This window comes from Chitinophaga sp. W3I9, from assembly GCF_050434025.1.
Lineage (GTDB): Bacteria > Bacteroidota > Bacteroidia > Chitinophagales > Chitinophagaceae > Chitinophaga.
Genome location: NZ_JBNPWC010000001.1, coordinates 6,664,198 through 6,679,110, shown reverse-complemented (window position 1 = coordinate 6,679,110; position 14,913 = coordinate 6,664,198). Strand labels below are relative to the sequence as shown.

Here is a 14,913-nt window from a genome sequence, read left to right as displayed (position 1 = left end):
AGGATGAATCTAAAAGGTGACATTGAGTCCAAACACAAATACTTTCTGGTTAGGATACGCTGTTTCCAGGTCGGTGTAGCCTACTTCCGGATCCATGAATTTCATTTTGCTGAAGGTGAGCAGGTTTTGCCCGGAGAAATAACAACGGACACTCTGCATCTTCATAGCTTTTGAAATATTGGGAGGAAGGGTGTATCCCAGCACGGCAGTTTTTAAGCGGAGATAACCCGTTTTCATCATCCAGAAATCGGAGTTCTGTGTATTATTAGCGTAGGGCGACTGGTTCGCACGCGGATACTTTGCATTGGGCGTGGCCGGTGTCCAGTGGTCGTTGTAGTATTCATAAGCTGAATTACTGTTGTTGTTGTTAAACGGCACCGTCTGGAAACCACGGATGTTCAGGCTGGCCAGCGCAGATCCCTGGAAAAACAGGCTGAGGTCAAATCCTTTCCAGGAGGCGCTGGGCGTGAAACCGTAGGTGATGAAAGGATACACGGGGTTGCCGATTACTGTTTCATCATAGGAATCTATTTTACCATCGGGTTTACCACCGGGACCGCCTATATCTGCATAGCGGATGTCGCCGGGATGTAGCACGCCAAACTGGGTAACGTTGTAGCCATCGTCACTGTTGATGATACCATCGCTGTTTTTATCGTCTCCCTGGGAAAACAATCCCAGCGCATGATAGCCGAACTGCGTGCCGGTGGGTCGGCCTGTTCTGCTGCGATTGGGATTATCATGTGTGGCAGCAGTTTCAAACACCTGGATCATTTTATTCTTCGCATAGCTGAAATTGCCGTTCAGGTTTACCTGCAGGCCATTGGTGAAACGGTGGCTGGTACCCGCGGAAATATCAATACCACGGTTTTCCATAATACCCTGGTTTTCGTCGGACAGCCCCAGGCCGTATTCTACCGGTACCGTTACTGCCGGCGGCAGCAACATACCTGTTCTTCTTTCATGAAAATAATCTACTTCCAGTGTAAGTAAACCTTTCCATAAAGTAGCATCTATACCAATATCTGTTTTAGTAGATATTTCCCAGGTGATATTGGGATTGGCTTCCCTGCTGATGTTGGAACCCTGTACCATATTGCCGTTGCCATAAGCATAGGCGTTACCGTATAAATTATAACCGTTCAGGTATTGGAACGCAGATCCGGCCAGGTTACCCGATTTTCCCCAGGAGCCCCTGAGTTTAAGATAGTTCAGCACAGAGGGACGATCCTTCATAAATTTTTCTTCGGAGATAATCCATCCTGCGGAGAAAGCAGGGAAATAACCCCAGCGTTTGCCAGGCGCAAAATAATAGTGACCATCGTACCGGCCGGCTGCTTCAAAAAGATATTTTTGATCGTAGATGTAACCTACGCGGTATACAAAACCAAGTTGACTACCGGTAATAGTAGAGCCATTGTTATCAAAATCATTTTTGTTGGAACTGCCCATTCCCAGCTCGTCGATGTTTACCGCAAAATTATTCCGCCGGGCAGAGAAGCCGGTAGAGTCATTCTTGCGGGCTTCGGCTACCAGCAGTCCTGTGAAGTCGTGCTTGCCAAAGCTGTTATGATAGTTCAGGAATCCCTGGTAGGTATAGAACTGGTTCTTTGAATACTCCTGGTTCAGCCAGGTGTAGGGTGCAGCGCTTCCTTCCGAAGTGGATATTTGTTTCGTATATGAGTAGGGGTTAGTGGAGGTATTCTGCGAATAAAAGTAAAACGGCGTATGCCATCCTTTCACGGTGAAGTCGTTAGGATCATAGCTGAAAGTACCTTTAATACTAAGCCCTTTAATGAAAGGCAGTTGCTGTTCCACGGCGAGGGTAGTGAGCAGCGAAGTGGCATTGCGGTGGGAGTAACCTGCTTTCAGGATACCTACCGGCGTATTGCCTGCAAACTCGCCCCACAGGCCATTACTGTAATACATGTTGGTGATGGGGATCAGTTTATATGCACTACGGAACAGTTGCCCGGGTTGTAGTGGCAGCATCTACACTGTTGGTATTTTCAATGGCGCCAATAAGCGACAGTGATACCGTGGTGGTGGACGTGGCGCTCACTTCCATGTTTACATTATAATCGTAACGTTTGTAGTTGATCGGGTCAAACATACCATCCTGTTTAAGGAAACCAATACCGGCATAGTACCGCACCACTTTGGTGCCGCCACTGAGTTGCAGGTTATAGTTTTGAATCGGCGCGCGCATGCGCACCAGGTCTTTGGTATTGCTGATGGGATATTTATCGGGATCTTTGGCGTTCAGGTCTGCATACGTGTTGATCAGCTCTTCGGAGAATGGCTGCTGTGCGCCACCGGGGTTTTCATTCATATAGGCTTCATTACGCAGGCGCATATAGTCCTGTGCATTCAGCATTTTAGGATAATAAGTGGGCGTTTGCCAACCGTAATAGGCGTTGAGCGATAACGACGGCATACCTGTTTGTCCGCGTTTGGTGGTGATGAGGATTACACCATTAGCGCCACCCAATCCGTAAGGGGCTACTGCGGCGGCATCTTTCAATACCGTCACGGAGGCGATGGAGCTGGGCGCAATCTCGTTGATGTTATTGCGGATGATACCATCCACTACTATCAGTGGTGAATTGTTACCAGTGGTGGCAATACCCCTGATGTGAATATCAGGATTATCCCTGCCAGGCTGGCCGCCATTGGGACGCATGCTGATACCGGAAACATTTCCTGCCAGCGAATTGGAGATATTGGTTACCGGCGATTTTGCCAGCTCCTTACCCTGTACTGCTGCCACGGAGGCGGTGGAGGAAGTTTTCTTCTGTGTGCCGTAACCCACCACCACTACTTCATTTAATCCGCTGGCACTTTCTTTCAGGATGATGTTGATGGGATCGGCGGTGCTTACCACTTCGGTTTGTTCATAACCTACATAGCTGAATACCAGCGTAACGCCGGCGGCAGCCTGCAGTTCAAAACGACCGTGTTCATTGGTCATGGTACCAATATTGGTACCTTTTACTTTTACGGAAACACCAATCAGCGGATCGCCGTGTTCATTTTTTACAATGCCGCTTAATTTGGCGGCGATGATATTTCCGGATGCAATTACAATAGCGTTGTCGTTCAGTACAGTGTAACGAAGCGTAGTACCGGAAAGGGTTTCAGTGAGCAGTTGCTCTACGGTAGCATTTTCTGCGTGAATGGATACCGGCGGTTTCTCCGGTAAAATATCGTCGTTGTAGATCAGCCGGTAGCGGCTTTTTTGTTGAATAGCCTTCAGCACTGTTTTAATGCTGACTTTCTCCAGGGAGATACTGATCTTTTCCTGGGTGGCGGAGGTGGCGTATACCGGCGTGATACCGGTTAGCAGCAAGGCCAGGATGAGTATACCAGGCAGCCTGCCATGCAGACTTTTAATAAAAGTCCATAGGAACATTATCTTCATAACATGGAATGTAAGAGGGTGAACGAAAGTTAAAAGAACGGGTTTGTAATGTTTTTATGTCATAGCATTTATTTTTGAAGATGATAAATACGGTATCAATTATTGATGCGGACGTCCTTCCCGTTGATCCGGAAATTGAAGGGCCGCGATAGCTGCAGCATTTTCAACGTCTCGTCTATTGATTCTGTATCGATGATGCCGGAAAACCGGAGTTGTTGCAGTTGGGCAGATTCAAAGTGTATAGTAACCCCGTACCACTGGTGCATTTTCACCGCCAGTTCACCAAAGGTTTCGTTGTCAAATACCAGTTTATTATTCAGCCAGGATATTTCGCGGAGCTGTCCGCTGCTGTCTTTCTCCAGGTGTTTTTGCTGCAAGACAGGCGCCAGCCGGGTTGCCGGAACCATTAGTTTTTCTTCAGGTTGCATCACCACGGTTTTACCGCCAAACGATACCGCAATTTTTCCACGGACCAGCGTAGTGGACACGGCGCTGTCGCCCGTATAGGCTTTCACGTTAAACGCGGTGCCTAGTACGCGGATGTTTACTTTCCCCGCATGAATAATAAAAGGAACGCCTTCGCTTTTGGCGATATCAAAAAAGGCTTCACCGGTAAGTGTAATTTCCCGCTGTTGCTGGCCAAAGCTGTTTTTTTCGTAAGAAAGCTGCGTGTTGCTGTTGAGCCATACGATGGAACCATCGGGAAGTATCACCTTCGATTTTCCGCCGGGAGCGGAGCTGAGTTGTTGTACCGCAGGGGCCGTGGTGCGCGTAAAATGCCACAGCGTCCAGGCTGCTGTCAGCACTGTTGCTGCCGCTGCCATCGCTACCAGTTTGCGTATATTGTTGCGGGGAAGTTGCGGGTTCACAGTTTCCCATATACGTTCTTTACTGTGCTGCATATCAGTCACTTCCTGCATAGGCGACTGCCAGATGGTGGCAGCAAGTTCCTGCGAAGCGGCAGCCTCCGGATCATCTTTCAGCAATGTTTCCAGTTCTGACAGTTCTTCACGTGAAATATCGCCGCTGAACTGTTTACCGAGTAATATCCATATACGGTCGTTGCTCATAGTACTATTGAAAATGGTTGACGAAGGGCACTTCGGGGTATAAGACAACCGGAAGGAGATAATACCCCCAAGAGGGCAGGAATTTTTTTTTGAGAAAGATTACTGGTCGCCCGGAAGCGGCGTAGTGAGGAAGGACTTTATTTTAGTGAGTTTTTTCAACGCGATGCCTACCTGGTTTTCTACCGTTTTTATGGAGATGTTAAGCAGCATGGCTACTTCCCTGTATTTGAGCTCATCTTCTTTTACTAGTTTAAAGATGAGGCGGCACTGCGGGGGAAGCTCGCTGATGGCCGTATTAATATGCCGCATCATTTCATTGCTGATCAGTTGCGCTTCGGGATTTATTTCATATTCCAATAAATAGGCTTCATCAAGATGCAGCGTTTTTTTATGGGCATATTTGCGGAGATAGTTAAGCGCAATGTTACGGGTGGCTGCATAGAGATACCACTTCAGGTTGCTTACCTGGTGGAGGCTTTTCCTTTTTTTCCATACGGCAATAAACACATCTGCAACTATTTCTTCCGCCATTTCCCTGGAATGAACAATCGCCAGGGCTAATTGGAGTAATGGCGCGCAAAAGTCATCGTACAATTCTTTAAATGCCTGTGTATCACCGGTGTATATTTTGTTTTGCAATTCGGGGATATCTTCGCGCATGATAGTAAAAATACCCAAATTATGTAAAAATGCAAGTGTATAATATTAAGTGTCCGGATGACATATAGCTTACCCTTGAAGGGTTTTTCACCGGGAATAATCAATATATATCACAGACAGGATAATATACTATAAGAAATATCTTCTTTAATCCTGTTTCTTTGAATATCATGCTGTTATCCACCGGTGAAAATAAAACGTCCGGGTACGGATTTTTTTTTCTAAATTAATTATGGTGAAAACACTCATTTGTACTACTCCCGGTAATTTTGAATATGGTTTGCAGGCAATGCCCCAGGTGCAGGCTGGGCATGCTATTATCCGCATCCGCAAAATAGGGATCTGCGGCACCGATCTGCACGCTTTTGAAGGTACCCAGCCTTATTTTAATTATCCCCGCATCCTCGGGCATGAGCTGGCTGGTGAAATTGTAGACCTGGACGGCATAACATCTACCAGCTTTCACATAGGGGAGCTGGTAACGGTTATTCCATATGAAAACTGCGGCGTTTGTATTGCCTGCCGCAACGGCAAACCCAATTGCTGCGAAAATATCGCGGTATTGGGCGTGCATAAAGACGGCGGCATGGCAGAGTACCTGTCGGTGCCGGAACGCCTGCTGGTGCATGGCAATGGTCTCACTGCCGAACAGCTGGCACTGGTGGAACCGCTGTCGGTAAGCGCACATGGCATCCGCCGGGCAGCCGTCCAACCCGGTGAGTTCGTACTGGTAATGGGTGCTGGCCCCATCGGCCTGGCCGCCATGGAATTTGCCCGCATTGCCGGCGCACAGGTAATTGCCACCGACATCCAGGATAAACGGCTGCAGTTTGCACAGCAAATGCTGGGCATTCCTTTTACGATTAATGCCGCTGCAGACGTAGCCACGCAGCTGCGCAATATTACCGGCGGCGATATGCCGGTAGTAGTAATAGACGCCACCGGTAACCAGAAAGCCATTAACAACGGCATTTATTACCTGGCACATGGCGGCCGGTATGTACTCATCGGGTTGCAGAAAGACCTGCTCCAGTTTTCCCATCCGGAATTTCATAAAAGGGAAACCACCCTGATGAGCAGCCGCAACGCTACCCGCGAAGATTTTGAACAGGTGATCCGCTGTATCAAAGAAGGACAGGTGCATCCGGATAAATACATTACCCACCGGGTGAAATTCGGCGACGTAAAAACCGCCTTTCCCTCCTGGCTGGATCCCCGTAACGGAGTGATAAAGGCGATCATAGATATCTGATCCCTTAACCGATATCAAAAACAGTTGACGATGATGAAATCATGGCTCTTGTTGCTGCTCCTGGGTATTACCCATACCATTGTTGCGCAACCTGTTTCATTACAACACCTGCTATGTGAATACCAGGATAATCCCATGGGCATAGATGCCCCGCACCCCGCGCTTAGCTGGCAACTGCGAAGTAAAGGCACCAACATCCGGCAAACCGCCTACCGCGTACTGGTAGCGGATAATCCCACTGCACTGGATAAAAACCGCGGACGCATCTGGGATTCAAAAAAGGTGCCGTCGGATCAGTCGGTGCAGGTACTTTACAACGGCAAACCACTGCTGCCCGCTACTACCTACTACTGGAAAGTAATGGTATGGGATCAGCAGGGAAAGCCGTCGGCATGGAGTGAAACGGCGCAGTGGCATACGGGCCTGTTTTCGCCGCACGACTGGCAGCAGGCGCAATGGATCGGTTATGAGAAAATGCCGGATACTGCACGCATCGTTCCCGCTATTACCAACGACAACGCCCCAAAATACCGGTACCGGAAAGACATACTACCCCTGCTGAGAAAGGAATTCAATATCGCCAAACCACTGCAAAAGGCCACTGTTTATATCAGCGGACTGGGTCAGTTTGATCTTCATCTCAATGGAAAAAAAACAGGCGATCATTTCCTCGATCCCGGCTGGACAAAATATGATCAACATGCCCTCTATGTTACCTTTGATGTAACGGAACAACTACACACCGGTACCAATGCACTCGGTGTAATGCTGGGCAACGGCTTCTTTTATGTGCCCGGTGAAAGATACCGTAAACTCACCGGCGCGTTCGGCTACCCGCAACTCATTTGCCGGCTGCATCTGCAATACAATGATGGCACCACGGAAAATATTATCAGCGATACTACCTGGAAAGCAGCACCCGGTCCTGTAACTTTTTCCAGCATCTACGGCGGAGAAGATTATAACGCCACCCTGGAACAACCAGGATGGGACACTCCTTCCTTCGACGATGCTTCCTGGCGGCCCGCCGTAACGGTAACCGGGCCGCCGCAGCTGGAAGCGCAAAACGCAGCTCCCCTGAAAATATTCGACCGCTTTACGCCGCTTAAAATAACACAAACCGGTACTAACACCTGGGTATACGATATGGGGCAAAATGCGTCCGCCATTCCTGCCATCTCCCTGAAAGGAAAAAAAGGAATGGTGGTACGTATCACGCCTGCTGAACTGATCACGGAAAAGGGCCTGGCAGATCAATCCGCCGTAGGCAGCCCGGTATTTTTTAATTATACTTTAAAGGGAACAGGTACAGAATCCTGGCAGCCGCAGTTTATGTACTATGGTTTCCGCTATATCCAAATCGACGGCGCCGTGCCTGCCGGCAAAAGCAATCCTGCAGGATTGCCGGAAATACAAACACTGTATAGCCTGCATACCCGCAACGCAGCGCCCACCATCGGGCAATTCAGCTGCTCCAATGAATTGTTTAATAAAACTTTTAAGCTGATCGACTGGGCCATCCGCAGTAACACAGCAAGCGTGTTTACCGATTGCCCGCACCGCGAAAAACTGGGATGGCTGGAAGAAGCACACCTGGTAGGCAGTTCTATCCGTTATAATTACGACATTGCCGCACTTTGCCGCAAAGTAGTGCGTGATATGATCCATGCACAAACCGCAGATGGCCTGATCCCCGACATCGCCCCGGAGTATGTGCAATTCGATGACGGCTTCCGCGACTCACCGGAATGGGGCAGCAACGGCATCATCCTCCCCTGGTACATGTATCAATGGTACGGCGATAAATCGGTACTGGAAGAAAGTTACCCGATGATGACCCGCTACGTAAGCTATCTCTCGCAAAAATCAAATCATCATATTCTGTCACACGGCCTGGGCGACTGGTACGACATTGGCCCCAAGTTCCCCGGCGAATCACAGCTCACGCCAAAGGGTATAACGGCTACGGCTATATACTATTACGATCTCAGCATCCTGTCGAAAGTAGCCACCGTACTAGGAAAAACAGCAGACGCACAAAAGTACGAATCGCAAAGCGAAGCTGTAAGGCAGGCCTATAACCGCGCCTTTTTCAACGACAGCACTAAACAATATGCTACGGGCAGTCAAACCGCCAACGCCATGTCGGTATACATGCAGCTAACAGATTCCCGTTATAAAGCCGGCGTAGTGGAAAACATCGTGGCGGATATCCGTCAGCACAACAACAGTATCACTGCCGGCGACATTGGTTACCGCTACCTGCTCCGCGTGCTCGACGACGAAGGCCGCTCAGATGTAATCTTTGATATGAACAGTCGCAGCGATGTTCCCGGTTACGGGCTGCAACTCGCCAAAGGCGCCACTGCGCTCACCGAATCGTGGCAGGCCTATCGCGATGCTTCCAACAATCATTTTATGCTGGGCCACCTGATGGAATGGTTTTACAGCGGCCTTGCCGGCATCCGCCCGGCGCCCGGCAGCGTTGCCTTCCGCGATATCGTGATCCGCCCGGAACCTGTGGGGGATGTTACCTCCGCCAAAGCCAGCTACCTTTCTCCTTACGGGGAAATTGTGAGCGACTGGAAGAAGGAAGACAACACGTTTACCCTGCGGGTGCGGATACCTGCCAATTGCCGCGCTACTATTTATGCACCCGCAGAATCCACTTCAGATGTTACCGTAAACGGAGTAGCCGTAGCGATAGAGAAGGGGTATAAAGAAGGCCGGTATATCATGGAAACCGGTTCCGGTGAATACCTGCTGCATGTGGTGAACCGGCGGCCGGTGACCTCGTCGGCGGGGAGTTATGCGGGGAGGTGATGTATGTTAAAAAGATGTGTAACTGTTACACATATACGAAGTAATACATGGCGTGTACGACAAAGTGCCTATATGTATACACATTTTCTGCAAAGGCAGCCATACTATTCAATTTCAGTCATTTTTAATATGACTTTTTCATTTAAAAAGTACCACTTCCGGAATTAATTTGAAATACTCTTCACTCTAATTGGTACTTTTTTATCCATTTGTGTGTAATAATTATGTTTCCGATGCATTGTTTTTACTTCGCGTTGCAGTAACAAGCATAATTAAAAGAGCTTATGCTATTCTTAGCAGGAGGATGAATATTGGCTGAATGTTATAATAGTTAACCAGCTTTAGTAAACCCACTATTAGATATTGGTGGCCGCTATCCGATTCATACCTGCCTTCCTTAGTTCTATGTGTTGACCCGTTAACCACATAGAACATTAACAGTAGAAAAACACTCATATGGATAAAAGACTATTAAAAGCCATTCGTAGCAATAAAGCTATTGTTTTGGCAGGCGCAGGGGTTTCAATAGCCACCACTAATGACCCATTATCGAGTTGGAATGGGTTGCTACGTCATGGTGTTATGACCTGTAAGAACCATTTTTCTGATAAGCTGGATGAAAAATGGATAGAAAGAAGGTACCGCGATCTGGAAGAAGGAGATGTGTATGACAAGTTAAATGTAGCCACACAGGTGATGGATAGGTTCGGAAAGTTAGGGAAAGAACTTTTTGAAGCCTGGCTGGAGAGGACTATCGGGAAACTCACAGTTAAGGACAGGAAACTGATTGACGCGATTGGAGGATTAAAATTACCTATTCTAACTACCAACTTTGATACCCTGATAGAAAAAGTACTGGGTAGAGATTCGGTAATATGGGAAAATCCAGAGCTTTGTTCACAGATCATAAAAGGTAAAAGTCCAGCAGTGCTGCATGTACACGGTTGCTGGAAGCATCCGGAAACAATTGTGTTGGATTTAAAATCTTATGGCCGAATTGGAGCAGATGACTTTATACAAACTTTTCTGAAAAGTATAGAATATCATCATTCCATTATTTTTATGGGTTTTGGTGCAGGTATTGACGATCCTAATTTTCAAGGATTTTTAAACTGGGCAAAAGGGAAGTTCCTGAACTCCCAAACGCAGCATTTTATTCTTGTAAGAGCTGGTGAGGAGCCGAAAGACCTACCGGATAATATTATACCTATAGTATATGGAGAAAGTTATGAGGATCTGCCGGGGTTTCTGCAACAGTTGGTGGCTAAAAACAGAAGACCTGGAAGGCCCCGCAAAAATGCAAAGTATTTTAATTTTAGTCCTGTGCCCGTAGTGAATAGCGTGGAAGAGCCTGTAAAGAATGCCTGGGCTCACAAGCTGGTTTCAGGCGGAGCCGGGAACAAAATACCGGCATCAGAAGGCAATGTGCGCCCGGTAATGCAATCGGCAGAAGGGTTTCTTGAGTATGCCAGTAGTAACATGGAACTCGTAAAGGACGTGATGTTTTTAAGCATGCTGTTACAAATAGATGAGAAGGTACTAGCTCTTTACTGGCCCGGTATTGATGTTACCCAGAAGTTAAATGAATTGTCTTCACAGCATCCTTTTATTAGCAATGGTCGTGTTGGCGCATCCGACAGAAAGCTGTTTCGTCACAACTGGGAGAAAGGCCATAATCCTATCGCGCAGGAAGTACTCACCCGGCTTGACAAGATTATTGAAACACTGCGGGTTGATGTCAACTTTAAAACCAACGATTATTTTAATTGGTACCTTCAGTTTCTGAATGTAAAGTGCTGGACCAGTGGTGTTGCTGTTATACCACACCTGGTAAAGGGACTTTTAGCCGGTGTATTAACCGGAGAAAATTGCCAGATGATAATGGAATTGGCAATGGAGGTCGTTGAATTTCATCCTGATGAGAAATCATTTGCCGGGTTTTTGGAGAATAGATCTTTTACAGACCTGGAATCGCTTCAGCTGAAATGGGTGGACCTATGTTTCCTGGAAAGCCTGTATATCGCCGAGTGGTATCCTATGGAGCGGGCTATTTTATATTTCGTATTGGCTTATGGCTATTATGTAATTAAAGATAGTCGTATGGCGTTGTATTACTTTGATATGGCTTTTGCGGTGTCTGATAATTTTTTGCCCGAAGTAGAACTGTTAGCTAAAGCTTATCTGGATGTAGTGCTGGCAGTTCTTCCTATTGCCGATTCCTTAATGATGTTAAACAACTGTTTGCAGTGGATTGATAAATTTAACCTTTCCTCTTCCGGATTGTACCGGGAGTTAGCAATGGTATATCACCACGCAAAAGAATATGAAAAGGCAGTGAGTTTATGGAAAAAGTATCTGGAATTAGAACCTACGCATGTTACTACCTATGAGGAGCTGATAACAACTTTGACTTTCCGGATGGGAGAGCATGAAGCAGCTATCACCGTTTTTAAAGAGGCTCCGGTAAGTATCCGGGACCGACCTCTGCTAAAATTGCTTATAAGTGGCTGTTATCAAAGGCTGAAGAACTACACGCAGGCGGTAAAATATTACCGCATGGTTATTGACCATGATTACGACGCCAAAGGTGCTGTTTATTGCTTGCTGGCAGAATTATATGTTAATAACCTGAATGATCCTGATCTTGCTGAAGATTGCTTTGTGATGGCTATTCGGGAGAAAGGAAGTAATTATGAAACACTATGTTGTAAATTATCATATCTGCAATTCCTGATGGATACAGATCAACCTGAGAAAGCAACCTCACTGGTGTTATTGATGGAGCAGTTGTTGAATGAGGGTTACCATAGATTGTCTGCTGATGTACTGAATAATGCTGCCTGGCACCTTTACCTATTGAATTTAAAATTAGATCTGGCAGAAAAAATATCATCTCGTGCTGTTGAACTGGAAGACAATCCGGAGCTTTATGTACATACACTATCCTGCATATTGGTCCGCAGGAATAAATGGATTGAAGCGAAACGGCATATACTAAAATGGGTGGCCTATACAAACGATGATGTTGTGAAAGATCGTTGGGACGACTATCTCCCATTGTTCCGCGATGCTGTTATAGCGAATAAACAAACGATGGTAGAGCGATTATTAAAGGAAGAAAATTCCAGACTTTGGATAATTATCAGATATGCGTTGCTAAAAACTACTATTAAAGGGCGGGCATCGGTGATTCCTGAAAGTATAATAAGCCAGGTGGAAGTTGTATATCAACAGTTAATCAGTAAGGAGCCCCCCGGCGAATTCCCCTCATAGGTGGTGAAAGTTATGGTACCTTCTGCCTGATGGGAGTGTATTATTATTTGCACGTGTGACATGCGGCAAGGATACTAACCCCAATCGTTATGAATGAAGCATCACTCCAGGTAATCCTCAGGAATTTACCGGCATTTCTGCAGCGGCTGAATAAAAAGCATAAGGCTCCCCGGCCAGCGGGCATGCTGGGAAAAACGGACATTGCCTATCTTGAAGCCGTGCAGGGCAACCAGCGGCAACAGCAGGAACAAATTTCCTTCTACTTAATACTGGCATACAGCCATTATGCGCTGGGCGAACAACGGATGGTTGTTCATTATTTTGAGCGGGCTTTTACCTTATCTGATGACTATTTTCCTCAGGGCGACATATTGGCAAAAGTTTACCTGGATGCATTGCACGCCGTGGCAGCGCAAACGGGCGATCTTTCTTTGTTGAATAATGGCTTGGAGTGGGCGGGAAAATTTGAGTTCATTACGTTTAATGTGCATAAGGAGCTGGCAGCAATTTACTACCTGGCAAAAGACTATCACACTGCTGCCGCTCTCTGGAGCCAACACCTGCAAAATGTCCCCGACTGTGTAACTACCTGTCACCACCTGGTCAAATTATTATCGGACCAGCGTCGATATGAAGCGGCGATAGCGGTGTTTAAACATGCGCCGGCATCTGTGCAGCAGGTATCTTTCTTACAACTCCTGATAGGACATTGCTATAAAGAAACCGGAGAGTATGCCGAGGCGGAAAAGCTGTATAAAGCCGCCATGTCGGCTCGCGGCAACGACCAATGCCAGCCTATGCGCGCACTGGCGGAGTTGTATGCGGAAAGTCTTACGGATTACCAGCTGGCGCATACCTGGTACCAGCAGGCGGTAGATCAGAAGGGGAGCAGCTACGATTTGCTGCAGGCAAAAATTTCTTACCTGCGTTTCCTGGTAGATCAGGGAGAAACGTCCATCGCGGTTTCCCTGCTGTTGTTTATGGAGCAACAGCTCAATTACAATTATCTCCGCCTGCCGGCCCGCGATTTGAACCGGGTAGCCTGGTGCCTGTATATACTGAATACCCGGATGGATCTGGCGGCGAAGTTCGCCCGCCGGGCTGTTGAGCTGGACCCGCATGTGATGGATCATGTACACAGCCTGGTAGCTATACTAATCCGTTTAAGGGAGTGGGAGAAGGTAACGCCGCATGTGCGTCACTGGCTCAAGTTCTCCGATGATGAAGCCGTGAAAGCTTCCTGGAAAGATTACAGCCTGGTGTTCCAGGATACTATTATGCAGGATCAACAGGCTACTATGGAGACACTGTTATATGATAAAACTTCTCATTGCTGGCGCGCTATCCGGTGCGCATTGTATAAAACGTCGGACTATGGGGAAACGGTGGCTATTCCCGATGATATTTATCCTGTTGCACATCAGTTATACAAACAATTTATTTTCAGGGATATGCCGCATATTCCCAGAGTAGGGAGGGGGAAAAGCCCGGTAAAGTTGTTTTACCGGGCCATTTTTTTAAGACAGGAACAAATCCCGCTGTAGCTTGCCGCCCGGCACTACTGCATATTTATCGAAGTTGGTGATACCCATCGCTTTCAACACATCTTCATCAATCAATGTATTTCCTGTGTATGACGAGGGCTGTTGTAATATATATTCTACGGCGTCGGCAATAATTTCCGGGGTACGGCTTTTGTTGATCAGCGAATCGCCGCCCAGCAGGTTTTTTACTGCTGCTGTAGCGATGGTAGTGGCGGGCCATAGTGCGTTGGAGGCAATGTTGTATTTCTCCAGTTCATTGGCCCAGCCCATGGCCAGCATGCTCATATTGTATTTGCTGATGGTATAGGCTACGTGTGGTCCAAACCATCTTGGGTCGAGGTTCACCGGTGGCGACAGCGTAAGGATATGCGGATTATTTCCTTTTTTCAGGTAGGGGAGACAATGTTGTGTAACGAGGAAGGTGCCGCGTACGTTGATATTGTACATGAGGTCGAAGCGTTTGGCAGGTGTTTCTTCTGTATTGGTGAGCTGGATGGCGGATGCGTTGTTGATCACTACATCAATTCCACCGAATTTCTCTACACCTTGTTGTACGGCGGCGGCTATCTGTGCTTCTTCCCGGATATCTACCTGTACGGCGAGTGCTTTACCGCCGGCAGCTTCTACTTCTGCAGCGGCGGAGTAGATGGTACCTCCCAGTCTTGGATCTTCTTCCACGCTTTTGGCGGCAATGATAATATTAGCTCCCCGGCTGGCGAGTCGCAGCGCAATGGCTTTGCCTATGCCGCGGCTTGCGCCGGTAATAAAGATGGTACGTTGCTGAAATGACATAACCCTTGCTTTTAGCGGTGAGAAAAGAAAAAGGAATTTAAGGAATCTTTCTCTGACGGCAAAAAGCAAGGGTTATTT

General features: G+C 47.3%; 9 protein-coding genes. 4 read left to right on the top strand and 5 right to left on the bottom strand.

Features of this window, described 5'->3' with window-relative positions; genetic code table 11:
- Nucleotides 1-9: 9 nt before the first annotated feature.
- From QFZ51_RS27070 to QFZ51_RS27055, 4 genes are all read right to left on the bottom strand, one after another.
- Nucleotides 10-1,992, bottom strand: coding sequence for a SusC/RagA family TonB-linked outer membrane protein (locus tag QFZ51_RS27070; RefSeq protein WP_429050548.1), 1,983 nt, complete (start codon nt 1,990-1,992; stop codon nt 10-12).
- Nucleotides 1,958-3,421, bottom strand: coding sequence for a SusC/RagA family TonB-linked outer membrane protein (locus QFZ51_RS27065; RefSeq protein ID WP_429050547.1), 1,464 nt, complete (start codon nt 3,419-3,421; stop codon nt 1,958-1,960). The genes QFZ51_RS27070 and QFZ51_RS27065 overlap by 35 nt, the downstream gene beginning before the upstream one ends.
- Nucleotides 3,422-3,516: 95 nt before the next feature.
- Complete coding sequence (locus QFZ51_RS27060; RefSeq protein WP_429050546.1) at nt 3,517-4,491, bottom strand: FecR family protein; 975 nt, start codon at nt 4,489-4,491, stop codon at nt 3,517-3,519.
- A gap of 99 nt (nt 4,492-4,590) precedes the next feature.
- Entirely contained in the window at nt 4,591-5,151 is a 561-nt protein-coding gene (locus QFZ51_RS27055) for an RNA polymerase sigma-70 factor (RefSeq protein WP_370908109.1), read from the bottom strand.
- A gap of 232 nt (nt 5,152-5,383) precedes the next feature.
- Here QFZ51_RS27055 and QFZ51_RS27050 point away from each other — a divergent pair, with 232 nt between their 5' ends.
- The 4 genes from QFZ51_RS27050 to QFZ51_RS27035 all read left to right on the top strand — a co-directional run bounded on the left by QFZ51_RS27050 (nt 5,384) and on the right by QFZ51_RS27035 (nt 14,043).
- Nucleotides 5,384-6,403: a zinc-binding alcohol dehydrogenase family protein gene (locus QFZ51_RS27050; protein ID WP_429050545.1), complete on the top strand. Its 1,020-nt coding sequence runs from the start codon at nt 5,384-5,386 to the stop codon at nt 6,401-6,403.
- Nucleotides 6,404-6,433: 30 nt separating this feature from the next.
- Nucleotides 6,434-9,226, top strand: coding sequence for a family 78 glycoside hydrolase catalytic domain (locus QFZ51_RS27045; RefSeq protein WP_429050544.1), 2,793 nt, complete (start codon nt 6,434-6,436; stop codon nt 9,224-9,226).
- A 456-nt stretch (nt 9,227-9,682) separates the two neighbouring features.
- The gene (locus QFZ51_RS27040) at nt 9,683-12,499 is read left to right on the top strand and encodes an SIR2 family protein (protein ID WP_429050543.1); all 2,817 of its coding nucleotides are present in this window, start codon (nt 9,683-9,685) and stop codon (nt 12,497-12,499) included.
- An 89-nt stretch (nt 12,500-12,588) separates the two neighbouring features.
- The gene (locus tag QFZ51_RS27035; RefSeq protein ID WP_429050542.1) at nt 12,589-14,043 is read left to right on the top strand and encodes a tetratricopeptide repeat protein; all 1,455 of its coding nucleotides are present in this window, start codon (nt 12,589-12,591) and stop codon (nt 14,041-14,043) included.
- On the opposite strand, the gene QFZ51_RS27030 is transcribed toward QFZ51_RS27035, so the two are convergent.
- On the bottom strand, nt 14,017-14,835 hold the full coding sequence (locus QFZ51_RS27030; RefSeq protein WP_429050541.1) for an SDR family oxidoreductase: 819 nt from the start codon (nt 14,833-14,835) through the stop codon (nt 14,017-14,019). The two genes, QFZ51_RS27035 and QFZ51_RS27030, sit on opposite strands and share 27 nt — an antisense overlap.
- Between the last annotated feature and the right edge of the window lie 78 nt (nt 14,836-14,913).

Bases quoted from the DNA above. Each gene is read 5' to 3' on its own strand.
- QFZ51_RS27070 (WP_429050548.1), bottom strand. From the start codon at position 1,992: ATGCTGCCACTACAACCCGGGCAACTGTTCCGTAGTGCATATAAACTG.
- QFZ51_RS27065 (WP_429050547.1), bottom strand. From the start codon at position 3,421: ATGAAGATAATGTTCCTATGGACTTTTATTAAAAGTCTGCATGGCAGG.
- QFZ51_RS27060 (WP_429050546.1), bottom strand. From the start codon at position 4,491: ATGAGCAACGACCGTATATGGATATTACTCGGTAAACAGTTCAGCGGC.
- QFZ51_RS27055 (WP_370908109.1), bottom strand. From the start codon at position 5,151: ATGCGCGAAGATATCCCCGAATTGCAAAACAAAATATACACCGGTGAT.
- QFZ51_RS27050 (WP_429050545.1), top strand. From the start codon at position 5,384: ATGGTGAAAACACTCATTTGTACTACTCCCGGTAATTTTGAATATGGT.
- QFZ51_RS27045 (WP_429050544.1), top strand. From the start codon at position 6,434: ATGATGAAATCATGGCTCTTGTTGCTGCTCCTGGGTATTACCCATACC.
- QFZ51_RS27040 (WP_429050543.1), top strand. From the start codon at position 9,683: ATGGATAAAAGACTATTAAAAGCCATTCGTAGCAATAAAGCTATTGTT.
- QFZ51_RS27035 (WP_429050542.1), top strand. From the start codon at position 12,589: ATGAATGAAGCATCACTCCAGGTAATCCTCAGGAATTTACCGGCATTT.
- QFZ51_RS27030 (WP_429050541.1), bottom strand. From the start codon at position 14,835: ATGTCATTTCAGCAACGTACCATCTTTATTACCGGCGCAAGCCGCGGC.